Consider the following 25,975-nt stretch of genomic DNA (forward strand, 5'->3'; position numbering starts at 1 on the left):
GCTCACTCATAGACGGACCTGTCCTTCGTATACACGCGAGGCCGGCCCGGTCATTAGCACCGGGTGGCCAGGGCCTGCCCATTCGATGGACAGGCGTCCACCGGGCAGGTCGATCAGCAGCGGCGAATCCATCCACCCCTGGCTAATCGCGGCCACGGCAGCGGCGCAAGCACCGGTGCCGCAGGCCTGGGTTTCGCCGGCGCCGCGTTCCCACACACGCAATTGCGCGCGGGAACGGTCGATCACCTGCAGGAAACCCACGTTGACCCGTGCCGGAAAGCGCGGGTGGTGTTCGATCTTCGGCCCCAGTTCATGTACGGGGGCATTGTTGATGTCGTTGACCCGCAACACGGCATGGGGGTTGCCCATGGAGACGGCCGCCAAGTCGACGATCTTGCCGTCGACATCGACTGCATAGCTGGTGGCCTGCTCGCTGGCCTGGAACGGAATATCCGCTGGCACCAAGCGCGGCGCGCCCATGTTGACGCTGATTTGGCCGTCGCTGCGAATATCCAGCTCGATCACGCCGCTCTTGGTCTCGACGCGGATCTGGCGCTTGGCGGTCAGGCGCTTATCCAGCACGAAACGCGCGAAACAGCGCGCACCGTTGCCGCACTGTTCCACTTCGGAACCGTCGGAGTTGAAGATCCGATAACGGAAATCCACCTCCGGGTTGCTTGGCGCCTCGACGATCAGCAATTGGTCGAAGCCAATCCCTGTATGCCGGTCGCCCCACTGTTTAGCGTGCTTGGGCAGGATGTGCGCGTGCTGGCTGACCAGGTCGAGGACCATGAAATCATTGCCGAGCCCGTGCATCTTGGTAAAACGCAGCAGCATGGCTTACTCCGGCAGCAGGCTTTCGCCAGCATACAACTCGGCTACCGTCTCGCGGCGACGCACTTCAAACGCTTGATCACCGTCCACCAGTACCTCGGCGGTACGGCCGCGGGTGTTGTAGTTGGAACTCATGACAAACCCGTAGGCACCAGCCGAATGCATGGCCAGCAGATCGCCTTCCTCCAGCGCAAGCTGACGATCCTTGGCGAGGAAGTCGCCGGTTTCGCAGATCGGGCCGACGATGTCATAGGCGCGAGCTTCGCTGTCGCGAGGCGTCACAGCGGTGACATTCATCCAGGCCTGGTACAGCGCCGGGCGGATCAGGTCGTTCATCGCCGCGTCGACGATGGCGAAATCCTTGTGCTCGGTGTGCTTGAGGTACTCGACCTGTGTCAGCAGCACGCCGGCGTTGGCGACGATGTAGCGGCCCGGCTCGAACATCAGCGTCAGGTCGCGACCTTCGATGCGCTCGCGCACGGCCTGGATATAGTCGGCAATCAGCGGCGGCTCTTCATCGCGATACCGCACGCCCACGCCGCCACCGAGGTCGATGTGGTGCAGGTAGATGCCGCATTCGCCCAGGCGATCAATCAGCGCCAGCAGGCGGTCGAGGGCATCTAGGAACGGCGGCAGAGTGGTCAGTTGCGAACCGATGTGGCAGTCGACGCCCAGCACTTCCAGGTTCGGCAACTGCGCGGCGCGGATATACACGTCCTCGGCGTCAGCAATGGCGATGCCGAACTTGTTCTCTTTGAGACCGGTGGAAATGTACGGGTGGGTGCCAGCATCGACGTCCGGGTTGACGCGCAGGGAGATCGGCGCGCGTACGCCCATTTCGGCGGCTACGACCTGCAGGCGCTCCAGCTCGTCGGTGGATTCGATGTTGAAGCAATGCACACCGACTTCCAGGGCACGGCGCATGTCTTCGCGGCTCTTGCCGACGCCGGAGAACACGATCTTGTCAGCCTGGCCACCAGCTGCCAGTACCCGCTCCAGCTCGCCACGGGAGACGATGTCAAAACCAGCGCCCATACGCGCCAGGACATTCAGTACACCCAGATTGGAGTTTGCCTTGACCGCGTAGCACACCAAGTGCGGTACGCCGTCCAATGCGTCGGTGAAGGAGCGGTATTGAGCTTCGATGTGAGCGCGTGAGTACACGTACGTCGGGGTACCAAAGCGCTGGGCAATCGCGGACAGCGCCACGCCTTCCGCGAACAGCTCGCCGTCCCGGTAGTTAAAAGCGTCCATGGAGCTCCCTTATTCGTAGGTGTCGTGCTTATGCGCTTTGGATGGCTTTTGCGACGATTGCGCCTGTTCATTCGGGTCTTTGCTGTCATCGGGCAGGTACAGCGGGCCTTTTTGACCACAGGCACTAACGAGGCAAGCGACCGCGACGAGCGCAGCAAGGGAAGAGATCAGGCGCTTCATGGCGAAATCCTTGAATATGCATTAATTGCGCCCGAGTATACCGACCACCCGCCAGCTTGCCTATGCGCCGAAATACCCGTCCGGCGGGGGTTTGCCGACATGAAGGTGAAGCGGGCTACGCTGGCAGAGGATATTTCATACCGTCATCGGTAATGAAATCGGTATCCTTTGCAATCGGCGAGGCTCGCCCGTATCGTGCGGCGCTTGAGCAAAACCAGACACTTTTGAGGTTGCCACAATGAGTTTGACCGAAGCCCGTTTTCACGACCTGGTGGATGCGACCCAGCAGGCGCTGGAAGATATTTTTGACGACAGCGGCCTGGATGTGGACCTGGAAAACTCGGCCGGCGTGCTGACCGTCAAGTTCGAGAGTGGCCAGCAACTGATCTTCAGTCGCCAGGAACCCCTGCGTCAGCTGTGGCTGGCGGCGCGCTCCGGTGGCGTTCACTTTGACTACGACGAAGAAAGCGGCAAATGGCAGTGCGATAAGAGTGAAGAGTTGTTGGGCGAGATGCTCACGCGCCTGGTCCACGAATATACCGGCGCCGAGCTGGATTTCGACGAGATTTGACCGTGACTGAGCCTGCGCCCGTACGTCCGCCAAAGCCGCTGTTCAGTAATGTCAGCCCGGCGGTGCCGTCACCTTGTATCAGTTTGTGTCGTCTGGACGAGCAAAAAGTCTGCCTCGGCTGCTTTCGTCACGTTGAAGACATCCGCGAATGGCGCTCCGCCGACGATGCCCGGCGCAGGGTGATCTGCGCCGAGGCCGAGCAGCGCAGGGCGCACGCCTGAGGCTGTCTTGTTTATTTGTGACGCTGTGGTAGTGTCCGGGTACGCCTCAACTCATCGAGGCCCGCGAGAACCCCGCCTTTTTTTGGCGGGGTTTTGCTTTTTTGTGCAGAAAAAAGGAGTCTGCCTGAATCATGACCACCGCACCGTCCATCATCCTCACCCGTCTTGACGTGCAGCGTCTGGAGCAACTGATCGACCGCTTGGGCGACGAAACTCCCGGCGTCGAAGCGTTGCAAGCCGAACTCGATCGCGCCGAAGAAGTGGTTGGCCACGATGAAGTGCCTGCGGGTGTCGTGACCATGAACTCCAGCGTACATTGCCGTGAGCAAGGCAGCGGCAAGGACTACCACCTGACGCTGGTCTATCCGAAAGATGCCAATGCAGACGCCGGCAAGATCTCGATCCTGGCACCCGTGGGCAGCGCGTTGTTAGGCCTGAAAGTGGGCCAGCATATCGACTGGCCGGCACCTGGCGGCAAGACCCTCAAGCTTGAATTGCTCAGTGTTGAAGGCCAGCCAAAAGACGGCGGCGTCTTCACTCTCTAAATCTGGCTCAGCGCCTCGTTGAGCGACAGCTCCAGCTCGGCCTTGTAACGCAGGTAAAGGTTGCTCGGGCTCTGCACATCACCGAGCAGGCCCGATAGATCCAGGTCGGTGATGTAGCAACGGTAGCGCTCGGTTTCCCGGCGCTGTCCAACGATCTCCTGGGCGACCACGGCAAATAGCTGGTCGCCGAATTCCAATTCGGAAAACTCCCGCTGATTGCAGTACAGGGTAATGCCCACCTTGCCGTGTGCTGCTTTGCCGATAATCGCCTGCACGTCGTAAAACGGTTTGTTCGTTGGATTGTGCGGCGCCGGCCGAGGTTCGATCCCGCGGGCGCGTCCGCTTCCTGTCGGCAATAGTTGGTAATACAAGGTCTGCACCGCGCCCAGGGGTTGTTGCGTGTCCAGCGGCGACAACGCATCCCGCCGATAGATGATGGATTGCAGAAAGCGCTGCAAAGGCGCCAGCAGGCTCTGCTCATCATGAAACGGCAGGCGCTGCTGCCAGAGCGCGTTGAACTCATCCAGCACATACAGCTCGGCGAAATCCTCATTGACCCGGTAGAACACTTGCACGCAATCAGCCATGCCCATGGGCAGCAGCAGCGCCAGGTCGTGGTCTTCCAGGGCCATCGTGTCCAGATGCAGCGGGCTGTAGCTGGCCAGCTCCTCGCTGAGGTAGGCGATCAGCGCGTCCTGGGTTGCCAGTGACACATGGGTGGCTTGGCCCGGCATCAACTCCATTACGTGGTAGTGCTGCTGAACTTGCAGCAAGTAGCGGTGGTTGGACTGACCCAGCAGCAGGTTCTGCGCGGTGTCGAAGATTTCCTCCACGCGCTGGGCAATGAACTGCGCACGGTTATGACAGAAGCAGCGCACCCGCAGACGCGGCAGGCGGTCCGATGGCAGTTGGTTGAGGTAGTCGCGCAGGCAATCGAGCAAAGCGTGCGGGCCGTCGTAACGGCTGACCATCACTTCGTTCCAGCTGTTGAGCGTGACTTGGTCCAGGGTCAGCACCAGGTTATCGCGAACACCGGCATAACTCAGGGAGTCGGTGCGCTCGGTGGTCATCAGGATGTTCAGGTCGCGGTGATGCTTGAGCGGGTCGACGCCGACGTTGATCAGCAGCAACACTTCCTCGGGCGCCGCCGATCGCAGCAGGCTTATTTCATCGACGCTGGTCAGGGGCAGGGCGACCGTTTGTTGCAGGCTGCCAAGCAGGTTGAACAACTCGAATTCGGTCATGTCGCTGGTGCCGGGGTGCAGCGCCAGGCGCGTGCTGCTGTCGATTACACCGTTGCGATGGCACCACGTCAGCATTTCCAGCAGGTCGCGGCTGCGCTTGATCGGCGCAAAGTGTTCCCACTCCAGGGCCGTGAGGTTGCCGTTGTACAATCCCCAGTGATGCTGGCCGGGTTCCTTGCGGTTGGGCGACTGCACCAGGGTCAAGGTGTCTTCAGCCAGGTCCGGTGCGATGCCGGGGTTGATGAATTCGACCTTGCCGGCCTTGCGCTCAAAAGCGGCATACAGGCGCCGGCCCAGCACGTTAAGGTCGCGCTTGTTGATCAGGCTGACGGTTTGTTCGGTCCGGGCAAACTGGGTCAGGAAGCGATAGCTGTAGTTCAGCTCGCTGACCAGGGCGCGGCGTTCCGAGGCCACCTGACGCACTTTCCACTGGCTGCGGCTGTCCAGCAGGGCGAGTTGACGCTGGTCCCAGCTCCATTCGCGGGCCAGGCGCTCCAGCAACAGTCGCTGCCAACTGCTGGTGCGTTGGCCGGCGGTGAGCTTGCGATTGACCTTCAGGTACAGCGCGCGGCGTACCAATTCCAGGCGTTCGGGCTCGTTGCGTGCTTTGAGGTATTCCTCGATGCGGCGGTACACCACGATGTATGGGTCCAGCTCATCCAGGTCCATCTGGTTCGCGAACACCGCGCGCTTGAAGCGCAGGCTCAGGCAATGCACGTTGGGGTGTTCGCTGGCGTAGACCTCAGTCAGCAGCAGTTTGAGCACCGATTTGTAAGGTGACTCGATGCCTTTGAACAACTGCCATAGACCGGCTCCGATGAATTCGCCGGGTGGAATATGTGCCAGGTGGCCGAGGTCAAGGGTTTCATCGGCGCGGATAAACCGCTTGGAGAGCAGTGTGTGGGTGAATTCGGCGTAACGGGTCTCTTCGTATACCGGCACCAGCCACCAAATCGGCGTGCGCCCGGCCAACCAGATGGCAGTGCGGTAGAACTCGTCGAGCAGCAGGTAATGCTGGGTGGTACCGCAGTCGTCGGAGCTCAGTTGGGTGTCGCGCTCGCCGAGTACGAAGCGCGTTGGCTCGATCAGGAAGAAGTGTGCCTCGGCGCCCATGGTGAGGGCCCAAGCTTCAAGCAGTTGGCATTTCTTGCGCAGTTCGGCCAGTTCGTTTTCGCCCAGGTCGGGGGCGTGGCACACCCATACGTCCATATCGCTCTGATCCGCTTGGGCGAGGGTGCCAAGGCTGCCCATCAGGAATAGGCCATGGATAGGCTTGGGCTGATTGACCGGGCGCGGCTTGTAAGAGAACGAGCGGGTCAGGCGTTGGGCTTCGGCCAAGGCCTGAGCGTCGGGCTCGAAATTCGAAAGCCCGGCTGGCGTGCTGCCCGAAACATAACCGGGCAACAGCGGATGATTAACGTGAAAAAACAGTGGCAGGAGGGTCAGCACGCTTTGCTGGCGCGGCGTCAGCCCCTCGACGGCACGCGCCATGCGCCCCTCATTGAGGGCCATGAAGCGCGCGCGCAATTGGGCCAGCACCTTGCGGTCGATGCCTTCGTCCAAGTCAGGGCGGATTTCATGGGTGCGGGTCATGTCGAACTCGGTGGCTCGCAGGGCCCGACGTGGGCGGCCGTGTAGGAGTTTACAGCCAGTGGCGTAGGAGGTTTAGGGGGAAATGGTCTTTGACGCCAGAATTTTAACTGGCCCACAGCAACGCCCTTGGAATCCGCAGTGAGCGGACTCCATGGGCGGTATCGGGTATCAGGCTGCTTCTTTGGTGCTGGCAGTGGTCAGAATAGTCAGCAGGGTTTGGGCCTGCTCTGCGGCGTCCCGACCGAGGCTGGTCAGATAGCCCCCGTCTGGCTGGTCGATAAGTCCTTTGGCATGGAGGCGCTTGGCAGCGGCGATGGCAGTAGGAGCGGCGGTCTGATGGACCTTCAGACCTTCCTTGGTGCTGTCCAAGGGGAAGAGTACAAGGATTTCCAGTTCGGCAACCAATTCAGGGGTATACGACATAAGGACTCCAGACTTTCTAAAATTTATTAGAGGCTAGCAGGCCATAAGGTGAACGCACTTTGCCGAACTGTCCAGCGTGTTGCTGCGTGCCGGGATTATTCCTTTTCAGGCGGCAACTCAGGCAGCGCCCGCAGCGCGGTTTCATACCATTCGGTATTGAAGGCGCGGTCCTCGTCCAGCATCGCGTCGATCTCGAACGCCAGCACGTGGGCCATAAGATTCAGGATGTCTTCGCGTTCATAACCCACTAGGGTCAGTTTGTTGAAGGTCGCCTTGGCGGCGGGGGGATTGTCGCTTTCGATCTGGTTCTCGATCGCTTCGATCAGGGTGTTTTCGGTGAATTCTTCTTCGTCACTGTCGATATCGGTCGGCTCGCTCATGGCAGGCTCCTCAAGGAAAGGGCGCCAGTCTACCTCCATTCAGGCAGGTGATGCTGCTGGTCAGGCTGGGCGCCAAGATCTATAACTCTTGCAGCCAACCCCGCACACGGCCTGGAGGCTTTGCGATGCTCAAGCTCTACGGATTTTCGGTCAGCAACTACTACAACATGGTGAAACTGGCGCTGTTGGAGAAAGGGCTGCTGTTTGAAGAGGTACCTTTCTATGCCGGTCAAACCCCGGAAGCCCTGGCAATCAGTCCGCGCGGCAAGGTACCAGCGCTGGGCGTAAAGCAGGGGTTTATCAACGAAACCAGCGTGATACTCGAATACATCGAGCAAACCCAGGAAGGCCCTTCGCTGTTGCCGGCAGACCCATTCCAGCGTGCCCAAGTGCTGGCGCTGTGCCGGGAAATCGAGCTGTACATCGAATTGCCCGCCCGCGCGTGTTTTGCCGAGGCGTTTTTCGGTATGCCGGTGCCGGAGGCGATCAAGGAAAAATCCAAGGCTGAGTTGCTGCTGGGGATTGGTTCTTTAGGTCGGCACGGCAAGTTCGCGCCTTACGTGGCGGGGGAAAGTTTTACGATTGCGGATCTGTATTTCATGTACAGCGTGAACCTCGCCTGTGGCGTGGGCGAGAAGCTGTTTGGATTGGATTTGCTGGCTGAGTTGCCAAAGGCGAAAGCGTTGTTGGAGCGATTGCATGCCATGCCCAACGCCCAAAAGGTGGCAGCGGACCGGGAGGCGGCGATGCCTGCGTTTATGGCGATGATTGCGGCCAAAAAGTGATCAAGTGTGGGAGGGGGCAAGCCCCTCCCACATTTTTTAGCGGCTGGCGAGCAACGCCTGGCCGCGTACGACCGCTGCCTTCACCTGCGCGGGCGCAGTGCCGCCGATATGATTACGCGCATTCACCGAACCTTCCAGGGTCAGTACGGCGAACACATCCTGCTCGATCTGGTCGCTGAACTGGCGCAGTTCTTCCAGGCTCATTTCTGCCAGGTCTTTGCCGGTTTCCACGCCGTATTTCACTGCGTGGCCGACGATTTCGTGGCAGTCACGGAACGGCAGGCCACGGCGCACCAGGTAGTCCGCCAGGTCCGTTGCCGTGGAGAAACCGCGCAAGGCCGCTTCACGCATGATCGCGTGTTTTGGCTTGATCGCCGGGATCATGTCGGCAAAGGCACGCAGCGAGTCGCGCAGGGTGTCGGCAGCGTCGAACAGCGGTTCCTTGTCTTCCTGATTGTCCTTGTTGTAGGCCAACGGCTGGCCTTTCATCAGGGTCAGCAGGCCCATCAGTGCGCCGAATACGCGGCCGCTCTTGCCGCGGACCAGCTCCGGCACGTCGGGGTTTTTCTTTTGCGGCATGATCGAGCTGCCGGTGCAGAATCGATCCGGGAGGTCGATGAACTGGAATTGCGCGCTGGTCCACAGCACCAACTCTTCGGAGAAGCGTGACAGGTGCATCATCGCAATGCTGGCGGCGGCGCAGAATTCGATGGCGAAGTCACGGTCCGAGACGCCGTCCAGGGAGTTGCCGCCCACAGCGTCGAAGCCCAGCAGTTGCGCGGTGTACTCGCGGTCGATCGGGTAAGTGGTGCCAGCCAGCGCGGCGCTGCCCAATGGCATGCGGTTGGCGCGCTTGCGGCAATCGACCAGGCGCTCGTAGTCGCGGCTGAGCATTTCGAACCAGGCCAGTAGGTGGTGACCGAACGTCACAGGCTGGGCGGTTTGCAGGTGAGTGAAGCCGGGCATGATGGTGTCCGATTCGCGTTCGGCCTGCTCCAGCAGGCCTTTTTGCAGGCGAGTTATTTCGGACAGGATCAGGTCGATTTCATCGCGCAGCCACAGGCGGATATCGGTGGCCACTTGGTCGTTACGGCTACGACCGGTGTGCAGTTTCTTGCCGGTCACACCGATACGGTCGGTGAGGCGGGCCTCGATATTCATGTGCACGTCTTCCAGGTCGACGCGCCAGTCGAACGTACCGGCTTCGATCTCACCGCGGATGGTGGTCAGGCCGTCAATGATGCTGTCGCGCTCGGCGTCGGTCAGCACGCCGACTTTGGCCAGCATCGTCGCGTGGGCGATGGAGCCCATGATGTCGTGGCGGTAAAGGCGCTGGTCGAAGGTGACGGAGGCGGTGAAGCGGGCGACGAAGGCGTCGACGGGTTCACTGAAGCGGCCGCCCCAGGACTGGTTGGTCTTGTCGGTGCTCATGGATTCGCTCGTGGTCTGCTTAATAAAGAGGCGTGGAAGTCTGCCGGCGATAATAACAGGGTTGCCCGTGGAGGCGGTGCTGCGGGTCGTCGGCATTTTTATTTGTGTAAAGGATGGCTAAGTGCCTTGCCGCCGAACGCGTCCGGGAAGAGACTGGAGGTAGATGTTTATCGAAACGATATTTGACGATTGCGCAATATCGTTCCGGTGAGCGTCTACAGTTGGACTGATAGTGTGTGAATGCACCAAAGTCGGGTATTGCGGTCAGAGCCTGACTATCCATTTAAAAGGGGGGTATTCGGATTGTGTATCAGCAAACCCTACGACGATGCCCGATGGCAGCAGGTCTTGGGCGCTATTGAACAGGTCCGGGTAAATATGGGTGCCGCTGTCAGGGCACTTTTTGCCGCTCGCGCTAGTCTTAGCGTGGATCGCTGTGACGCAAGTCACCGCACCTGTCTACGCTATCCTTGTGCGAGACTCACGCAGGAATCCAGCGCTATATGAATGTCCTGATCGTTGATGACGAACCCCAAGCCCGCGAGCGACTGACCCGCTTGGTCAGTGAACTTGAGGGTTATACAGTCCTTGAGCCGAGTGCCACCAACGGGGAGGAGGCGTTGACGCTGATCGACAGCCTCAAGCCCGACCTGGTGTTGCTCGATATCCGCATGCCGGGCCTTGATGGCCTGCAAGTCGCCGCCCGGCTGAGCGAGCGAGAATCGCCACCCGCCCTGGTGTTATGCGCCGCGCAAGAAGAGTTTGCTGAGCAGACGCTGGAAGCCAGTGGCGTCAGCTTTGTGATTAAACCAGTGACTGCCGAAGCCTTGCTCAAGGCCATGAAGAAAGCCGAGCGCCCCAACCGCGCCCAACTGGCAGCCTTGACCCAGCCTGCCGCCCAAAGTGGTAACGGGCCGCGCAGCCACATCAGCGCTCGGACACGCAAAGGGATTGAGCTGATCCCACTGAGCCAGGTTGTTTATTTTATTGCCGATCACAAGTACGTGACCCTGCGACATGAGGCTGGCGAAGTGTTGCTCGATGAGCCGCTCAAGGCCCTTGAGGATGAGTTCGGCGAACGCTTCGTGCGTATCCACCGCAATGCGCTGGTGGCCCGCGAGCGGATCGAACGTCTTCAACGCACACCTCTGGGACACTTCCAGTTGTTCCTTAAAGGGCTTAACGGCGATGCTTTGATCGTCAGTCGACGCCATGTCGCGGGCGTGCGCAAAATGATGCAGCAGCTTTAGTTCGAGGGCTGTAGCGAGGCCTGCATTCCTTATCCCGGTGCGACGTGGCCAGGGAGGCCCCGCACTTGCTGATTCAAATCAAAGCGCATTTGCCTGAGCTGTTATTATCTGCCGTATCTATTCAGTACGGATTGATCCATGTCCTCTCGCGAAATCCGCATCGCCACCCGTAAAAGTGCTCTGGCCTTATGGCAGGCCGAATACGTCAAAGCACGCCTTGAACAGGCCCATCCCGGCCTCACGGTGTCCCTGGTGCCCATGGTCAGTCGCGGCGACAAGCTGCTTGACTCGCCACTGTCGAAAATCGGGGGCAAGGGCCTGTTCGTCAAGGAACTGGAAACTGCGCTGCTGGAAAACGAAGCCGACATCGCCGTGCACTCGATGAAAGACGTGCCCATGGACTTTCCCGAAGGCCTGGGCCTTTTTTGCATCTGCGAGCGCGAAGACCCGCGTGATGCCTTCGTTTCCAACACCTATGCATCCCTGGATGAGCTGCCGCTGGGCAGCATCGTCGGCACCTCCAGCTTACGTCGTCAGGCCCAGCTGCTGACCCGCCGTCCAGACCTGCAGATCCGCTTTCTACGTGGCAACGTCAACACTCGCCTGGCTAAGCTGGATGCTGGCGAATATGACGCGATCATCCTGGCTGCCGCTGGTTTGATCCGTCTGGGTTTCGAAGATCGCATCACCTCCGCCATCAGCGTCGAAGACAGCTTGCCAGCGGGTGGGCAGGGCGCCGTGGGCATCGAATGTCGCACCGCCGACAGCCAAATCCACGAACTTCTCAAGCCGCTCGATCACCACGATACCGAAGTGCGTGTCACAGCCGAGCGAGCTCTGAACAAGCACCTCAATGGCGGCTGCCAAGTGCCGATTGCTTGCTACGCCGTGCTCGAAGGTGAAGGCCTGTGGCTGCGTGGCCTGGTCGGCGACCCTGACGGCGGCACCTTGTTAACGGCCGAAGTGCGCGGGCCGCAGCGTGATGCCACGGCCTTGGGTATCCAGGTCGCTGAAGAGCTCCTGGATAAAGGCGCTGGTGCCATTCTGCAAAAAGTCTACGGTGAGGCCGGTCCGCAGTGAGTGGGTGGCGAGTGCTGCTGACGCGGCCTGCAGAGGAATCGACCGCCCTGGCGGCGTCGTTATCTGAAGCCGGCATTTTCAGCAGCAGTTTGCCCCTGCTGGACACTGAGCCTTTACCCATCACGCCCGAGCAACAGGCTGTCTTCCGTGACCTGCATCGCTATTGCGCGGTGATCGTGGTGAGCAAGCCCGCTGCGCGCCTTGCCCTGCAGCAGTTGGCTCATCATCCCAAACCACAAATGCCTTGGTTCAGCGTCGGCGCCGGAACTGCGCAGGTACTGTCCGATCAGGGCCTGAACGTTCACTATCCCCAAAGCGGCGACGACAGCGAGGCCTTGCTTCAATTACCGGCGTTGCGCGAGGCTATCGCGTGCCGCGATTCACGGGTGTTGATTCTGCGTGGCGAGGGCGGTCGAGAGTTGCTGGCGGAGCGTTTGCGCGAGCAAGGTGCTAGTGTCGACTATCTGGAGTTGTACCGCCGTTTCCTGCCGACCTATGACGCCGGTGTGCTGGTGCAACGCATCCAGTTGGAACGCTTGAACGGCCTGGTGGTCAGCAGTGGGCAGGGTTTTTTGCACCTGCAAGCCTTGGCCGGCCCCGATTGGCCACAGGTGGCACAGCTGCCGTTGTTCGTGCCCAGCCCACGAGTCGCCGAGATGGCACGGGCTGCTGGCGCAGAAAAAGTTGTGGATTGTCGCGGCGCGAGTGCCGCGGCTTTGTTAGTGGCGTTACGGAGTCATCCCGTTCCCACTCTCTGATACGCAAAGGACGGATACGTGAGCGAAACAGCCTTGCCTAAAGATGAAACCCAACCCGCACTCGATGCGCCGGTTGAGTCACCGGTCACCACGCCGCGCCGTGGCAATGGCCTGGCAGTTGTCGCCTTGCTGCTTGGCGCCGTGGGTGTTGCTGCCGGAGGTTGGGGGATCTGGCAGGTCCGCGCCCTGCAAGCCAGCAGCCAGCAGCAGCTGGGTCAGGTGCAGACCCTGGATGACCAATCCCAGTCCCTCAAGCAAAGTCAGCAGCAAATGGCTACGCGCTTGGCCCAGTTGCCGGGCGCTGACGAGCTGGAAGAGCGCCGCCGTCTGGTCGCCCAGTTGCAAGGTGATCAGCAGCGCCTTAACCAGCGTCTGGAAACAGTGCTGGGGGCCAGCCGGAAAGATTGGCGCCTGGCCGAGGCCGAGCACCTGATCCGTCTGGCGAGCTTGCGGCTGTCCGCCCTGCAAGATATCAACAGTGCCCAGGCGCTGGTGCAGGGTGCCGACGAGATTCTTCGCGAGCAGAGCGATCCAGGTTCCTACGCTGCGCGAGAACAATTGGCCAAGAGCCTGGCCGCGTTGCGCAGTACCGAGCAGCCGGACCGTACCGGGCTCTATCTGCAATTGGCAGCCTTGCGTGACCAGGTTGTGCAGTTGGCAGCCATTGCCCCTGAATATCAACTCACCGAGCCCTCTGGGCAGGGGCGTCCAAGCACTGATACGGATAGCCGCTGGAGACAGTGGTGGGAGCAGATTTCCCGTTACTTCCGCATCGACTTCAATCCCGACGATAACATTCGACCACTGCTCGCCGGTCAGGGGCTGAACCAAGTTCGCCTGGCCCTGAGTCTGGCGCTGGAGCAGGCGCAATGGGCGGCGCTCAATGGAGAGTCGGCGGTGTACAGCCGTTCGCTGGGCGAGGCGCGCAGCGTGTTGCAGGACAACTTCAACCAGGACAATCCGCAGAGCAAGGCGATGCTGGCGCGTATCGCCGAGCTTGAGCCAAAAGCTGTGTCGGTAGTGACACCGGACCTGGCGGCGAGTCTGGCTGCGGTGCAGGCGTACCTAGAACGTCGTCATGTGTCTGCTGACGAAGCTAAGGCGGCGGCTGGCAAGCCGGCGATCCAGGAGTAGAGCCGATGAAGCGTTTCTATGTGATCCTGGTGCTGGTGGTTGCGATCGCCCTGGCACTCGCTGTGGGCATTTCGAAACACACCGGCTATGTGCTGATTACCTATCCTCATGTGCTGCATTACGAGTCGAGCCTATGGGCGACCGTGGTAGCAGTGTTTGCCATCGGCCTCGCCATTTACCTGATTCGCGTGTTGCTGAGCCTGGTGACCACCTCCGGTGGCGTGGTCAACCCGTGGTCTCGGCGTAACCGCAGTCGCCGTGTGCAGATCGCCATCGAACAGGGCCAGATGGACCTCGCTGAAGGCCGCTGGGCCAGCGCTGAGCGTCATCTGCATCGTGCAGCTGAAGCTGAGCGCCAGCCTTTGTTGTACTACCTGGGCGCGGCCCGTGCGGCGAATGAGCAGGGTCGGTATGAGGAGTCCGACGGTTTGCTGGCGCGTGCGCTGGAGCGTCAGCCCCAAGCGGAGTTGGCGGTCGCGTTGAGCCATGCGCAATTGCAGTTGGACCGTGGCGATACTGACGGCGCGTTGACGACCTTGCAGGTCATGCACGAGCGTCATCCCCATAACGCCCAGGTATTGCGCCAATTGCAGCGTTTGCACCAGCAGCGAGGCGACTGGTCTTCGGTCATCCGACTGCTGCCGGAGCTGCGCAAGGACAAAGTGCTGCCTGCCAGCGAACTGGCCGAGTTGGAGCGCCGTGCCTGGGGCGAGAACCTGAGCCTGGCTGCTCATCGCGAAGAGCAGGGCGAAGCGGGTTTGCAGTCCCTTGAGCGGGCCTGGCAGCAACTCACTTCGGCTCAGCGTCAGGAGCCGCAGTTGGTGCTGGCTTACGCCGAGCAACTGCGCCAGCTGGGCGCCGATGCCAAGGCGGAGGAGGCGTTGCGCGGTGCTATCAAGCGCGGCTATGACAGCCACCTGATTCGCCTGTACGGCCTGCTGCGCGGCGGTGACCAGGCCCGGCAATTGAAGTTTGCCGAGGGGTGGCTCAAGGATCATCCGAGTGATGCCAGCCTGCTGCTGACGTTGGGTCGTCTGTGCTTGCAAAACAGCCTGTGGGGCAAGGCACGGGATTATCTGGAAAGTAGCCTTCAAGTGCAGCGTAATCCTGAGGCGTGTGCCGAGCTGGCGCGGTTATTGGCCCAGTTGGGTGATACCGAGCGCAGCAACCAACTGTTCCAGGAAGGTTTGGGTCTGCTGGATAACCGCTTACTGGCCTCTCCGCTGCCAGTTCCTACCCGGTCTTGATGTAGGAAAGGAATGGAGGGTTTGCTCAGATACGTCTGAGAGTTAGCCCTTCAATGCCCAGCAGATGCTGGGTTTTAAGCGTTCTACTGCAAACTCCTACACTGGGATGCTCGAAGTCTTTCATACTTATGCGGGATATCCCTGCGATCTCACAGAACTGTCTGCTCTGTCGCGTATTGAAAGGGGTCGGGCCTTTCCTCTACCGTAACGACCTATCTCTCGCTGTGCGGATAAAGCATGTCTTTGGCCCCTTCACGCTCCTTGTTTTTTCTTGCGTTCATGGCGGGTGCGCTGACGTTGGGCGCGTCCTTCTATCTTGAGTTCGGTGCATCGTTACGCCCGTGCTTCCTGTGCCAGATACAACGGGCCTTTCTGGCCGCATTCACGCTCATCAATCTGGTTGCCGCTATCCATTCATCCAGTCGATCCACTTACTACCTGTACGGGCTGACGAGCATGGGATGTGCATTGTTGGGTGCCGTTACCGCTGTGCGTCAGGTGCTGCTGCAAAATGCCGCACCGGATCAGGCCGCCGATTGCTGGCCCAGCCTGAGCCACATGATCGATAACCTCTCGGTGTGGCAGGCCTTACGATTGGTGGTCGAGGGTACCGTCGATTGTGTGGAAATAAGCTGGACGCTGTTCGACTTGAGCCTTCCCGAATGGAGCCTGTTGTTCTTCCTGGGCATGCTAGTCCTCGGTGTCATACAGTTTTCACGGCTGTATTTGAGCCGTCCCCTGCGTCCGGTAGGGCGCTGAACGAAGGTCGCGGTTTGTAGGATGGGATTAAACACTTGTATGAACTTTCTCTCCTGCGTACCTTGAAGCCATAGTCGTGCGGGCATAATCTGGCCCGCACGCGTTATTAAAACCGTTTGCTTGTCAGATGCGGCCTTGTCCCGCTGCGGCTTACTCCTTGAAGTGTTGCGCGGGCATCAGGCGGCAGCGCCCCTATAGGGAAGAGAGATCATCATGCTGGAAAGTTGTCAGAATGCTCAGGAACGCTGGGGTGGGGTGCACAAGCTGATCGACAGCTGGTTGAAGGCACGTCACGAACTGGTTCGGGCCTTTGATGCTCTCGGCGCCAAGCCTGAGGCACTGGGTGAGAATCGCGAGCCGTTGCAGGATTTCTGTGGTGTCTTGGTGGACTACGTGTCGGCCGGCCACTTCGGCGTCTACGAGCAGCTGACCAAGGAGGCCGAAGCCTTCGACGATCAACGTGGTCTCGACTTGGCCGAAACCATTTACCCACGCATTGATGTCATCACCGAGAAGCTGCTGGCGTTCACCGACCTGTGTGATGCCGGAAACTGCGTTGCCGAAAAATTCAAGGAGTTGGGCGCGCTGTTGCATGAGCGCTTCGAACTGGAAGATTGCTTGATCGAAGTGCTGCACAATGCCCACAAGGAAGAGCCAGCCACTCAGGCTTGATCCTCAACGGTGATTTAAAAAAACGGTGCGCATGACGCACCGTTTTTTATTGGATCATTGGCGAGTGCCGAGTAACTCGATCTCGAATACCAATGGCGTGTAAGGCGGGATCAACTCGCCCGCGCCGTCGGCACCGTAAGCTTGGGCGGATGGAATCACCAGGCGCCATTTCGCTCCCACCGGCATCTGTTGTAACGCACTGCTCCAGCCGCTGATCACACTGTCCAGGCGAAACCACTGGGGCTGTGTGCTCTGATCGAAGACTGTGCCATCGGGTAACCGCCCAACGTATTTCACTTGAACCTGATCATTAGCTCCAGGTTTGCTGCCGCTGCCGGGTGTCAGTTCCGTGAGCAGGATTCCGTCAGCTAATTTGCGCACCCCTTTTGCCGTTTTTTCCTTGGCTAGAAACTGCTGTTCAGCTGCGAGCGACTTTTCACTTTTGGGTGCTTGGGCGTCGGCTTCGGCCTGCGCTTCATGCTGGGCAAGAATCTGTTCGATGCGCTTGTTATCCAACGCCAGCGGCTTGCCTTGATAGGCTTGATTGAGGCCCTCGATCAACGCCTGGATCTGCAGGTCCGGCACTTCCTGGCGCAGGCGTTCACCGAGGCTGGCGCCCAGGCTGTAGGCAAGGTCGTGCTGCTCTTGGTCTGCCGTTTTGGAGGGTGATTGCTCGCCCGCATTGGCTACGGAAATTGCCAAGCCCAGAACAAGAAAAAGGTAACGCGACATGGGCATTCTCCCGCCGAAAGTGCGACGGATTATGCCAGTGTGAAAGGGTAAAAAGTGTCGCGTGTTTTCGATATATCGATAAGAATTTTCGTACCGTGCAACGCAAGGCAAACGATACTGTCAACATGCCCTAGCGGCGGTAAGAGCAGAGGGCTAGTATGAGCCGCACCCACGTCAGCCAGGAGGTAAACCATGTCGGCCAAACAGAAGCCTGTTAATACCCCGTTGCACTTACTCCAACAACTGTCGAGCAGCCTGCTCGAACATCTGGAAAGCGCGTGTTCCCAAGCGTTGGCCGATGCAGAAAAACTGCTCGCCAAGTTGGAAAAACAACGCGGTAAGGCGCAAGAAAAGCTGCATAAATCCCGTACCAAACTGCAAGACGCCGCCACCGCCGGCAAGGCCAAGGCACAAGCCAAAGCCAAAGACGCTGTCAAAGAACTTGAGGACCTGCTGGACGCCCTCAAGGATCGCCAAGCTGAAACGCGCGCGTACATTTCCCAACTCAAGAAAGATGCTCAGGAAAGCCTGAAATTGGCCCAGGGCGTTGGTCGTGTTAAAGAAGCCGTGGCGAAAGTGCTGGGCGCTCGTACACCTGCAAAAGCAGTTGCAGCGAAGGCACCCGCCAAAGCCGCCGCCAAGCCAGCTGCTAAGGCTGCTGCTGCAAAACCAGCCGCTAAGCCAGCTGCTAAGACTGCTGCTGCAAAACCAGCCGCCAAGCCAGCTGCTAAGACCGCTGCTGCAAAACCAGCCGCCAAGCCAGCTGCTAAGACTGCTGCAAAACCAGCCGCCAAGCCAGCTGCTAAGACTGCTGCTGCAAAACCAGCCGCCAAGCCAGTTGCTAAGACTGCTGCTGCAAAACCAGCCGCCAAGCCAGCTGCTAAGACTGCTGCTGCAAAACCAGCCGCCAAGCCAGTTGCTAAGACTGCTGCTGCAAAACCAGCCGCCAAGCCAGCTGCTAAGACTGCTGCTGCAAAGCCAGCCGCCAAGCCAGTTGCTAAGACTGCTGCTGCAAAACCAGCCGCCAAGCCAGTTGCTAAGACTGCTGCTGCAAAACCAGCCGCCAAGCCAGCTGCCAAGACTGCTGCTGCAAAACCAGCCGCCAAGCCAGCTGCCAAGACTGCTGCTGCAAAGCCAGCCGCCAAACCAGCTGCTAAGCCTGCCGCTGCAAAACCAGCTGCAAAACCAGCTGTTAACCCTGCTGCTGCAAAACCAGCAACAACTGCAACCGCCCCGACAGCCTCCACCGCTCCAACAGCACCGGCCAGCAGCACTCCTGCACCGGCAGCATCGAACACCACCCCAACCAGCGCTTCCTAAGTGCCGGTGGCCACGGCGCGCAAGTGTTGCAGCGCGTCGTGGTCAAGGTTGTTGGCCGCCTCAGCCCCCAGTCCTTCAAGCCATTTCTGACCCCCGCTCACCTCTGCGCTCATCCAGTTCTGCGCCAGCGCCTCCAGGCGTGTCAGTAGCCCGCGCTCCGCCTCCAACTCCAGGGCTTTGACCCGCTCCCGTAACGCCGCCAGCTGTTCGTCCTGCTGTGCCAACGTCTGCCATTGCACGCGCACTTGTCGCAAGGGCTCGATGACTTGCTTCTGCCACGGCCCGGCTATCTGTGTTAACGCTTGAATGCGCTCGCAGGTCAGCGCCACGCCACGATGTTCCAGCCATGCCCCACACAGCAGCAGGCACACATCCGCTCCTTGTTCCTGCAAGCGCAGACAAGCGGCTTCCACGCCCGGACGGGCGTAAGTCGAGAGGGCAAAGCTCCACAGGTCAGCGCACATATTCACACCCAAGCCAGCGGGCAACGAAGCTGGTAGACTCCGCCGCCATTATGATCCGACTTCAAAGCCTAACATTACAGCGTGGCCCGCAACGTCTTCTCGAAGACGCCGAGCTGACCCTGCACGCCGGTCACAAAGCCGGCCTGATCGGTGCCAACGGCGCCGGCAAATCCACGTTGTTTGCCCTGTTGCTGGGTGAGCTGACCCCGGATTCCGGGGACTGCTTGCTGCCCGCCGACTGGCGCATCGCCCATATGCGCCAGGAGATCGACACCCTGGACCGCATCGCGATCGACTACGTGCTCGATGGCGACCTGCGTCTGCGCCAGGTGCAACACGACCTGGCCGAGGCCGAGAAAGCCCAGGATGGCGCCGCACAGGCCCGCCTGCACGCGGAACTCGACAGCGCCGACGGCTACACCGCCGACGCCCGCGCCCGCAAGATGCTTGCCGGCCTTGGCTTCACCAACGAGCAGATGGACCGGCCGGTCGCCGACTTTTCCGGTGGCTGGCGCATGCGCCTTAACTTGGCCCAGGCGCTGATGTGCCCCTCGGACCTGTTGCTGCTCGACGAACCAACCAACCACTTGGACCTCGATGCGATCCTGTGGCTGGAAGACTTCCTCAAGAGCTACCAGGGCACCTTGCTGCTGATTTCCCACGACCGGGATTTCCTCGATGCTGTGGTCGACAACATCGCCCACGTCGAACAGAAGAAGATCACCCTCTACCGTGGCGGCTACACCGCGTTCGAACGTGCGCGTGCCGAGCGCCTGGCCCAGCAGCAGCAGGCGTTCGAGAAACAGCAGGCGCAGCGTGCGCACATGGAAAGCTACATCGCACGGTTCAAGGCCCAGGCCACCAAGGCCCGTCAGGCCCAAAGCCGGATCAAGGCGTTGGAGCGCATGGAAGAACTGTCGGCGGCCCACGTCGACTCGCCATTCGACTTTGTGTTCCGCGAGTCGGTGAAGATCTCCAGTCCCTTGTTGGACCTCTCGGATGCTCGCCTGGGTTATGGCGAAAAAACCATCCTGGAAAAGGTCAAACTGCAGCTCACGCCAGGCGCGCGCATCGGTTTGCTCGGCCCCAACGGCGCGGGCAAGTCGACCCTGATCAAGAACCTCTCGGGCGAACTGCAACCTTTGGCCGGCCGCCTGACTCGTGGTGAGAACCTGGTGGTGGGCTACTTCGCCCAGCATCAGTTGGACTCTCTCGATTCCAAGGCAAGTCCGTTGCTGCACCTGCAACGCCTGGCGCCGACTGAGCGCGAGCAAACCCTGCGTGATTTCCTAGGTGGTTTCGACTTCCGTGGCGCGCGTATCGATGAGCCGGTGCTGAACTTCTCCGGTGGCGAAAAAGCCCGCCTGGCCTTGGCGCTGATCGCCTGGGACCGCCCAAACCTGCTGCTGCTCGATGAACCCACCAACCACCTGGACCTGGAAATGCGCCTGGCGCTGACCATGGCCCTGCAGGAGTTCAGCGGTGCGGTGCTGGTGGTGTCTCACGATCGCCACTTGCTCAAGAGCACCACCGATAACTTCCTGCTGGTCGCAGATGGCAAAGTCGAAGAGTTCGACGGCGACCTCGATGACTACGCACGCTGGCTGACGGATTACCGTCTGCGTAACGCGCCGGTCAGCAACACACCGGTTAACCCGGATAAGACTGACAAGAAGGCTCAACGTCAGGCTGCTGCTGCATTGCGCCAACAGTTGGCGCCGCATAAGCGCGAAGCCGACAAGCTCGAAGCCGAGCTGGGCAAGGTTCACGAGCGCCTGGCCAAGATCGAAGCCAGTTTGGGCGACAGCGCTGTATACGAGGCGGCCCGCAAGGACGAGCTGCGTGACCTGCTGGCCGAGCAGGCCAAGCTCAAGGTCCGTGAAGGGCAGTTGGAGGAAACCTGGATGGAAGCCCTCGAACTGCTTGAAACCCTGCAAGCGGAGCTGGAGGCGCTGTCCTGATGGAGGCGTTGCAGTTGCCGATACCCACGCAATGGGTCGAGCCCGCGTGGATCGGCGTACAAATCCTGCTGATCCTGCTGGGCGCATACCTCGCCCAGCGTTTCGTTGCCAAAGGCCTGACCCGTTTGGGTGAGCGCTACCCGTTTCCGCCGCAACTGTTGATGCCGCTGCGCGGTGGCTTGCGCTGGCTGATCATGGGCAGTGCGCTGATCTTCGTGCTGGGTCGCCTGGGCGTGTCCGCCACGGTGTTGTGGACGGCGCTGTCGGGGTTTGTTGCGGTTGCCGCCGTAGCGTTCTTCGCGATGTGGTCGGTGCTGTCGAACCTGCTGTGCGCGATCTTAATCTTCACCGTTGGGCCGTTCCGCATTGGTGACATCGTCGAGCTGGTGGATACGGTCGACAAGCCGGGGGTGAAAGGCCGTGTGGTGGCAATCAATCTGCTCTACACCACGCTGATCGAAGTGGCGGAAGCCGGCACCGACAGCGCGATGGTGCAGGTCCCAAACAGCCTATTCTTCCAACGCTCTGTACGACGCTGGCCAGGCACCCATGTGTTTCCTGGTGACCGCTAGCATTCACCGCGCGTAAAAATCTATAGCCAGCCTCTGGTCGGCGGAGTTAGCTTTAGGCACAACAATCGCTGACTCTCTCCCGAGGTGTGCAATGGCACTCGATACGTGGCTGGCCTTTTTCCTGGCCAGTTGGATCATCTCCCTTTCCCCTGGCGCCGGTGCCATCGCTTCGATGTCCAGCGGCCTGCAATATGGTTTCGTGCGCGGTTATTGGAATGCCATTGGCCTGCAATTGGGCCTGGCGATGCAGATTGCTGTGGTGGCGGGCGGCTTGGGTGCCATTCTGGCGGCGTCGTCGACCGCGTTCTATGCGATCAAATGGTTTGGTGTGGCGTACCTGGTGTACCTGGCTATCAAGCAATGGCGCGCCTTGCCCATGGACATGACCGATGACGCGGCGCCACGTCCGATCGGCAAGCCGATGGCGATGATGTTCCGTGGCTTTCTGGTCAACGCCAGCAATCCAAAAGCCCTTGTGTTCATGTTGGCGGTACTGCCGCAGTTCGTGAACCCGCAGGCGCCTTTGCTGATCCAGTATCTGATCCTGGGCGCGACGATGATCAGCGTCGATATGATCGTGATGGCGGGATATACGGGATTGGCGTCAAAAGTGCTGCGGCTGTTGCGTACGCCTAAGCAGCAAAAACGTGTTAACCGCACGTTTGCCGGATTGTTCGTTGGGGCTGCGGGTTTCCTGGCCAGCTTGCACCGCGCCACGGCATAACTGAAGAAACGGGGTCAAAAGTGTGGGAGGGGGCTTGCTCCCGATGGCGGTGTCTCGGCTACAGCTAAACTGACTGAGACACTGCTATCGGGAGCAAGCCCCCTCTCACATTGGGTTTGTGTCGCCCAGAGGATCACCGCTCTGCGCAAAGTCTCCGGCGCTTCATTCCTAGGCACGTTATTACGCAACACCGGTAGGTTGGGCGCTTGATGCCCACCACCCAATTGCTCCACATCCTCTCCGAGTGCCTTTGCCACTTCTTTCATCCCATTCGGGCGGTTCAGGCTAACGCGCACATTGCGGCTGTTCACCAGCTTGGTGTCCTGGCCTTCACCGTGGTGGTAAATGCCGAGGTGATCTCAAGGGTGCGTGTGTTGACCGGCTGAAATCCTCCACCAGCGTCAGGCCCAGTACGGTTGAGTGGCTGTGGGAGTTCTCCAGAGCATGGCCAGATCCTCGCGAAATCGTCCCTACCGGTTAATAGCTGTTACCTGTTTGAGTGAACCGATTTGGAGCCCATATGGGTAAGCCATGCCGAAGTGCCACTATTCGACTGCAAAAATCCAGGGTCCTTATCCGCACCCCATCACTTACACCTTGAGTCAAACCGGATAAGCCTTAACAATGTGTTACTTCGTATTTCCCTTTGAGATTCGTTCATGACTGCCCCCTTCCGTTTTCTCGCCTGGCTGATGTTGCCGGCGTTGATGTCGTGCAGCTCCAACCTGTTGGCGGCAACTGCCGAAGGCGCGCCACAAGCCCTGCATTTGCTGGACTACATTGGCGCTGACTACCCGCCGACGGTGGAGGCGGGCAAGGTAGTGGATGATTCGGAATTTCGCGAGCAGGTGGAGTTTCTCGGGGTGTTGCAGGGGTTGGTGGCGGACTTGCCGCAAAGACCCGAGCGTGCCGAGCTGGTAAAGGGCGTTGATGAATTACTGTCAGCTGTCAACGCGCATGAGGATGGCGCGACCGTCGCCCGGCAGGCCCGTCAGTTGGGCGCCAAGTTGGCCGTCGCTTATGAAGTCAGTCAGGCCCCGGCCATCACGCCCGACCCGACGCGCGGTGCACCGCTCTATGCCCAGCATTGCTCGGTGTGCCACGGCACTGCCGGCGCCGGTGATGGCCCGGCGGGCGTGGGCCTCACACCGCCGCCTGCCAACCTGCGGGATGCCGCGCGCCTGGATCGTCTGAGCCTCTACGCGATCTATAACACCCTGGGCCTGGGCGTCGAAGGCACTGATATGCCGTCCTTTGCCGATCAGTTGGACGACCGTCAGCGCTGGGACCTGGCGACCTACATCGCTGGCTTCACCGCTGACCCGGCTGCGGCAAAAAGTGAGCAGCCCTTCAACCTCGCCGATCTGGCTCGTCGAACCCCCAACGAAGTGTTGGCCGCAGACGGCCCGGCCGCTGCCGCAACCTTCCGCGCCCAGCGTGCGCAACCACCGCAGGTCAAGCGTGGCCCGGCCCAGTTGCTCGACTACACCGCAACGACCTTGGACAAGAGCCTCGCCGCGTTCCGTAATGGCGACCACGAACAAGCCTACGACCTGTCCGTAGCGGCTTATCTGGAAGGTTTCGAGCTGGTGGAAAGCTCCCTGGATAACGTCGATGCTAACGTGCGCAAAGATACCGAGAAGGCCCTGATGGCCTACCGTCAGTCGTTGCAGGATGGCTTGCCGATTGAGCAGGTGCAGCAGCGCCTGGACGTGGCCAAGGGCAAGCTCACCGAATCCGCCGGTTTGCTGGGCAGCGACGGTTTGAGTTGGTCGTTGAGCTACATCTCAGGCCTGCTGATCCTGCTGCGCGAAGGCCTGGAAGCAATTTTGGTGCTGGCAGCGATCCTTGCCTTCCTGCGTAACACCGGCCAGCAATCGGCGGTGCGTAGCGTTAACGTCGGCTGGGGCCTGGCGTTGCTGGCGGGCTTGGCCACCTGGGCATTGGCGGCGTATGTCATTGATGTCAGTGGGGCCCAGCGCGAATTGCTTGAAGGCTGCACGGCCCTGTTCGCCAGTGTCATGGTGCTGTGGCTGGGCGTCTGGATGCATGATCGCCGCCATGCAGCGGCGTGGCAGGACTACATCAAGAGCAGCTTGGTGGGCGGTGGTGGGCGTTTTGGTTTCGCGGTGCTGGCGTTCTTCTCGGTATACCGCGAGTTGTTCGAAGTAATCCTGTTCTACGAAACCCTGTGGCTTCAAGCCGGCCCGGCCGGGCACAACGCTGTGCTGGCGGGCGGTGCAACGGCGCTGGTGCTGCTGGTGGGCCTGGCTTGGGTAATCCTGCGCGGTTCGGCGAGGTTGCCGCTGGCGCTGTTCTTCGGCATCAACGCGGCGCTACTGTGCGCGCTGTCGGTGGTGTTCGCCGGACATGGCGTCAAGGCGTTGCAGGAAGCCGGCATATTCGGCACGCGGCCAGTGGCATTCTTTGATTTCGACTGGCTGGGTATCCACGCCGACGCGTATTCGTTGAGCGCCCAGGCCTTAGCGATCCTGGCGATTGTGGTGCTGTATGGTCGCAGTCGTTTGGCCGAAAAACGCCGCGTGACGGCTTGACCATGCGGGTATGGATTGACGCCGATGCCTGCCCTCGGGCGGCCAAGGACCAAGTGGTGAAGTTTGCCCTCAAACGCCAGTTCGAGGTGGTGCTGGTGGCTGGGCAGAGCCAGATCAAGCCGAGCTTTGCCTGCGTGAAGCTGATCGTGGTGCCCAGTGGTCCGGACGCGGCGGATGATTACTTGGTAGAGCACGCCGTGCCCGGCGAACTGGTGATCTGCAGCGATGTGCCGTTGGCCGACCGCCTTGTGAAAAAGGGTGTCACGGCGCTCGACCCGCGGGGCAAGGAGTTCAGCCCCGCGAACATGAGTGAGCGGTTGGCGGTGCGTAACCTGTTTACCGATCTGCGTGAGCAAGGCCAGATGGGCGGTGGGCCGCCGCCCCATAGCGAGAAGGATAAGCAGGCGTTCGCCAACTCGCTCGACCGCATCCTCACCCAGTTGATGCGCCCCGCCTGACTTCCGTACCTCGCCCGGGGCAAGCCCGCTCACCACAATCTAGTGTTGTGTGAGCGGATCAGTCGTTTTCGTGGGTCAGTTCCAACACCCGATCCACCAGCTTGTTGATGCCTGAAGCCACCTCGCTGATGTTCTTGCCGAGCATATAGGCCGGCGTACTCACGAGCTTGCGCGCCGTGTCTTCGGCGATATCTTCAACCGCGCACTCCTGATGGGAGGCGCCCATTTTGTCCAGGGCTGCGACGGTGTCGGTGTCGTTGCCGATGGTGCAGGTCACCCCTGGGCCGTAGATTTTTGCGGCCAGGGCCGGTGAGATGCAGATCAGCCCGACCGGCTTTCCGGCTTCGGCAAAGGCTTCAGCCAGTGCCAATACTTGTGGATTAACGCTGCACTCTGCGCCTTTCACAGCAAAGTCCGACAGGTTCTTCGCCGCACCAAACCCGCCGGGCACGATCAACGCATCGAACTCTTCGGCATTGGCCTGTTTGATGTCCTTCACCTCGCCTCGGGCAATGCGCGCCGACTCCACCAGCACATTACGTGACTCAGGCATCTCTTCACCGGTGAGATGGTTGACTACGTGCAGCTGTGGAATGTCGGGGGCATAGCATTGGACCTGAGCGCCGCGCTGGTCCAGGCGCAGCAGGGTGATCACGCTTTCTTGGATCTCTGCGCCGTCATACACGCCGCAGCCGGAAAGGATCACTGCAATCTTTTTGCTCATGGGCATTTCTCCTGGGGTCTTGGCGTTAAATGTCTACTAATTTGTAACCTGTTGCCAATGGGATCTCGCGTCGCTGCACCTAATCTTGATGCCACAACAATAGA

Annotated in this window: 27 protein-coding genes and 2 pseudogenes; 18 read left to right on the forward strand and 11 right to left on the reverse strand. The window is 60.2% G+C overall.

What is annotated here, in order from left to right; genetic code table 11:
* Positions 1-6 precede the first annotated feature (6 nt).
* From dapF to lptM, 3 genes are read right to left on the reverse strand one after another with little or no spacing between them, the layout of a single operon-like run.
* Positions 7-837 (reverse strand): diaminopimelate epimerase, encoded by an 831-nt coding sequence (dapF, locus tag ACKZ62_RS00355; protein ID WP_032884362.1) that lies wholly within the window; start codon positions 835-837, stop codon positions 7-9.
* Positions 838-840: 3 nt separating this feature from the next.
* Positions 841-2,088, reverse strand: coding sequence for a diaminopimelate decarboxylase (gene lysA, locus ACKZ62_RS00360; protein WP_447096196.1), 1,248 nt, complete (start codon positions 2,086-2,088; stop codon positions 841-843).
* Positions 2,089-2,097: 9 nt separating this feature from the next.
* The gene (lptM, locus tag ACKZ62_RS00365; RefSeq protein WP_010207449.1) at positions 2,098-2,268 is read right to left on the reverse strand and encodes an LPS translocon maturation chaperone LptM; all 171 of its coding nucleotides are present in this window, start codon (positions 2,266-2,268) and stop codon (positions 2,098-2,100) included.
* A gap of 238 nt (positions 2,269-2,506) precedes the next feature.
* Between lptM and cyaY the strand changes: the two genes are divergently transcribed.
* From cyaY to rnk, 3 genes are all read left to right on the forward strand, one after another.
* Positions 2,507-2,839, forward strand: coding sequence for an iron donor protein CyaY (gene cyaY / locus ACKZ62_RS00370; protein WP_032884360.1), 333 nt, complete (start codon positions 2,507-2,509; stop codon positions 2,837-2,839).
* Positions 2,840-2,841: 2 nt separating this feature from the next.
* Positions 2,842-3,060: a DUF1289 domain-containing protein gene (locus ACKZ62_RS00375; RefSeq protein WP_081797581.1), complete on the forward strand. Its 219-nt coding sequence runs from the start codon at positions 2,842-2,844 to the stop codon at positions 3,058-3,060.
* A 131-nt stretch (positions 3,061-3,191) separates the two neighbouring features.
* Positions 3,192-3,605: a nucleoside diphosphate kinase regulator gene (rnk, locus tag ACKZ62_RS00380; RefSeq protein ID WP_447096197.1), complete on the forward strand. Its 414-nt coding sequence runs from the start codon at positions 3,192-3,194 to the stop codon at positions 3,603-3,605.
* On the opposite strand, the gene ACKZ62_RS00385 is transcribed toward rnk, so the two are convergent.
* From ACKZ62_RS00385 to ACKZ62_RS00395, 3 genes are all read right to left on the reverse strand, one after another.
* Positions 3,602-6,442: a class I adenylate cyclase gene (locus ACKZ62_RS00385; protein ID WP_447096198.1), complete on the reverse strand. Its 2,841-nt coding sequence runs from the start codon at positions 6,440-6,442 to the stop codon at positions 3,602-3,604. The two genes, rnk and ACKZ62_RS00385, sit on opposite strands and share 4 nt — an antisense overlap.
* Positions 6,443-6,610: 168 nt before the next feature.
* Positions 6,611-6,865 carry a TIGR02647 family protein gene (locus ACKZ62_RS00390; RefSeq protein WP_003195403.1) on the reverse strand — a complete coding sequence of 85 codons (255 nt, stop codon included), beginning with the start codon at positions 6,863-6,865 and terminating at the stop codon, positions 6,611-6,613.
* A gap of 95 nt (positions 6,866-6,960) precedes the next feature.
* Positions 6,961-7,245 (reverse strand): hypothetical protein, encoded by a 285-nt coding sequence (locus ACKZ62_RS00395; protein WP_032884356.1) that lies wholly within the window; start codon positions 7,243-7,245, stop codon positions 6,961-6,963.
* Between the two features lie 125 nt (positions 7,246-7,370).
* On the opposite strand from ACKZ62_RS00395, the gene ACKZ62_RS00400 reads away from it, so the two are divergent.
* Entirely contained in the window at positions 7,371-8,030 is a 660-nt protein-coding gene (locus tag ACKZ62_RS00400) for a glutathione S-transferase family protein (protein ID WP_095185191.1), read from the forward strand.
* 36 nt (positions 8,031-8,066) lie between these two features.
* Here ACKZ62_RS00400 and argH read toward each other — a convergent pair whose 3' ends face one another.
* Positions 8,067-9,461, reverse strand: coding sequence for an argininosuccinate lyase (gene argH, locus ACKZ62_RS00405; RefSeq protein WP_032884354.1), 1,395 nt, complete (start codon positions 9,459-9,461; stop codon positions 8,067-8,069).
* A 390-nt stretch (positions 9,462-9,851) separates the two neighbouring features.
* On the opposite strand from argH, the pseudogene ACKZ62_RS00410 reads away from it, so the two are divergent.
* The 8 genes and pseudogenes from ACKZ62_RS00410 to ACKZ62_RS00445 all read left to right on the forward strand — a co-directional run.
* Positions 9,852-9,968 (forward strand): annotated as a pseudogene (locus ACKZ62_RS00410) (sensor histidine kinase); the annotation flags it as partial.
* Positions 9,965-10,711: a LytR/AlgR family response regulator transcription factor gene (locus ACKZ62_RS00415; RefSeq protein WP_032884353.1), complete on the forward strand. Its 747-nt coding sequence runs from the start codon at positions 9,965-9,967 to the stop codon at positions 10,709-10,711. The pseudogene ACKZ62_RS00410 and the gene ACKZ62_RS00415, both read left to right, overlap by 4 nt.
* 138 nt (positions 10,712-10,849) lie before the next feature.
* A complete protein-coding gene (gene hemC, locus ACKZ62_RS00420; RefSeq protein ID WP_447096199.1) occupies positions 10,850-11,791 on the forward strand; it encodes a hydroxymethylbilane synthase in 942 nt (313 codons plus the stop codon).
* Positions 11,788-12,549: a uroporphyrinogen-III synthase gene (locus tag ACKZ62_RS00425; RefSeq protein WP_122756246.1), complete on the forward strand. Its 762-nt coding sequence runs from the start codon at positions 11,788-11,790 to the stop codon at positions 12,547-12,549. Before hemC ends, ACKZ62_RS00425 begins: the two co-directional genes overlap by 4 nt.
* Positions 12,550-12,567: 18 nt before the next feature.
* The gene (locus tag ACKZ62_RS00430) at positions 12,568-13,683 is read left to right on the forward strand and encodes a uroporphyrinogen-III C-methyltransferase (protein ID WP_447096200.1); all 1,116 of its coding nucleotides are present in this window, start codon (positions 12,568-12,570) and stop codon (positions 13,681-13,683) included.
* A gap of 5 nt (positions 13,684-13,688) precedes the next feature.
* On the forward strand, positions 13,689-14,930 hold the full coding sequence (locus ACKZ62_RS00435) for a heme biosynthesis protein HemY (RefSeq protein ID WP_447096201.1): 1,242 nt from the start codon (positions 13,689-13,691) through the stop codon (positions 14,928-14,930).
* A gap of 237 nt (positions 14,931-15,167) precedes the next feature.
* Positions 15,168-15,689, forward strand: a complete 522-nt coding sequence (locus tag ACKZ62_RS00440) for a disulfide bond formation protein B (RefSeq protein ID WP_095185188.1) — start codon at positions 15,168-15,170, stop codon at positions 15,687-15,689.
* A 213-nt stretch (positions 15,690-15,902) separates the two neighbouring features.
* Entirely contained in the window at positions 15,903-16,361 is a 459-nt protein-coding gene (locus ACKZ62_RS00445; protein WP_032884346.1) for an Rsd/AlgQ family anti-sigma factor, read from the forward strand.
* A gap of 54 nt (positions 16,362-16,415) precedes the next feature.
* Here the strand turns inward: ACKZ62_RS00445 and ACKZ62_RS00450 are convergent, their stop codons facing one another.
* Positions 16,416-17,093, reverse strand: coding sequence for an FKBP-type peptidyl-prolyl cis-trans isomerase (locus ACKZ62_RS00450; RefSeq protein ID WP_447096202.1), 678 nt, complete (start codon positions 17,091-17,093; stop codon positions 16,416-16,418).
* Positions 17,094-17,285: 192 nt separating this feature from the next.
* Between ACKZ62_RS00450 and ACKZ62_RS00455 the strand changes: the two genes are divergently transcribed.
* The gene (locus ACKZ62_RS00455) at positions 17,286-18,413 is read left to right on the forward strand and encodes an AlgP family protein (RefSeq protein ID WP_179179755.1); all 1,128 of its coding nucleotides are present in this window, start codon (positions 17,286-17,288) and stop codon (positions 18,411-18,413) included.
* Here ACKZ62_RS00455 and ACKZ62_RS00460 read toward each other — a convergent pair.
* The gene (locus ACKZ62_RS00460; RefSeq protein WP_447096203.1) at positions 18,410-18,877 is read right to left on the reverse strand and encodes a TIGR02444 family protein; all 468 of its coding nucleotides are present in this window, start codon (positions 18,875-18,877) and stop codon (positions 18,410-18,412) included. The two genes, ACKZ62_RS00455 and ACKZ62_RS00460, sit on opposite strands and share 4 nt — an antisense overlap.
* Positions 18,878-18,927: 50 nt before the next feature.
* Between ACKZ62_RS00460 and ACKZ62_RS00465 the strand changes: the two genes are divergently transcribed.
* The 3 genes from ACKZ62_RS00465 to ACKZ62_RS00475 all read left to right on the forward strand — a co-directional run bounded on the left by ACKZ62_RS00465 (position 18,928) and on the right by ACKZ62_RS00475 (position 22,134).
* Positions 18,928-20,838: an ATP-binding cassette domain-containing protein gene (locus ACKZ62_RS00465; RefSeq protein WP_032884341.1), complete on the forward strand. Its 1,911-nt coding sequence runs from the start codon at positions 18,928-18,930 to the stop codon at positions 20,836-20,838.
* Positions 20,838-21,410, forward strand: a complete 573-nt coding sequence (locus ACKZ62_RS00470) for a mechanosensitive ion channel family protein (protein WP_032884339.1) — start codon at positions 20,838-20,840, stop codon at positions 21,408-21,410. Before ACKZ62_RS00465 ends, ACKZ62_RS00470 begins: the two co-directional genes overlap by 1 nt.
* Before the next feature lie 91 nt (positions 21,411-21,501).
* Positions 21,502-22,134: a LysE family transporter gene (locus ACKZ62_RS00475; RefSeq protein ID WP_032884337.1), complete on the forward strand. Its 633-nt coding sequence runs from the start codon at positions 21,502-21,504 to the stop codon at positions 22,132-22,134.
* A 143-nt stretch (positions 22,135-22,277) separates the two neighbouring features.
* Here the strand turns inward: ACKZ62_RS00475 and ACKZ62_RS00480 are convergent.
* A pseudogene (locus ACKZ62_RS00480) lies at positions 22,278-22,575 on the reverse strand (penicillin-binding protein activator LpoB); the annotation flags it as partial.
* 218 nt (positions 22,576-22,793) lie between these two features.
* On the opposite strand from ACKZ62_RS00480, the gene ACKZ62_RS00485 reads away from it, so the two are divergent.
* A complete protein-coding gene (locus tag ACKZ62_RS00485; protein WP_032884334.1) occupies positions 22,794-24,689 on the forward strand; it encodes a cytochrome c/FTR1 family iron permease in 1,896 nt (631 codons plus the stop codon).
* A gap of 2 nt (positions 24,690-24,691) precedes the next feature.
* Positions 24,692-25,147: a YaiI/YqxD family protein gene (locus tag ACKZ62_RS00490; RefSeq protein ID WP_032884331.1), complete on the forward strand. Its 456-nt coding sequence runs from the start codon at positions 24,692-24,694 to the stop codon at positions 25,145-25,147.
* A gap of 58 nt (positions 25,148-25,205) precedes the next feature.
* Here ACKZ62_RS00490 and elbB read toward each other — a convergent pair whose 3' ends face one another.
* Positions 25,206-25,871 carry an isoprenoid biosynthesis glyoxalase ElbB gene (elbB, locus tag ACKZ62_RS00495; protein WP_447096204.1) on the reverse strand — a complete coding sequence of 222 codons (666 nt, stop codon included), beginning with the start codon at positions 25,869-25,871 and terminating at the stop codon, positions 25,206-25,208.
* Positions 25,872-25,975 lie beyond the last annotated feature (104 nt).

It is taken from the genome of Pseudomonas sivasensis (assembly GCF_052938085.1).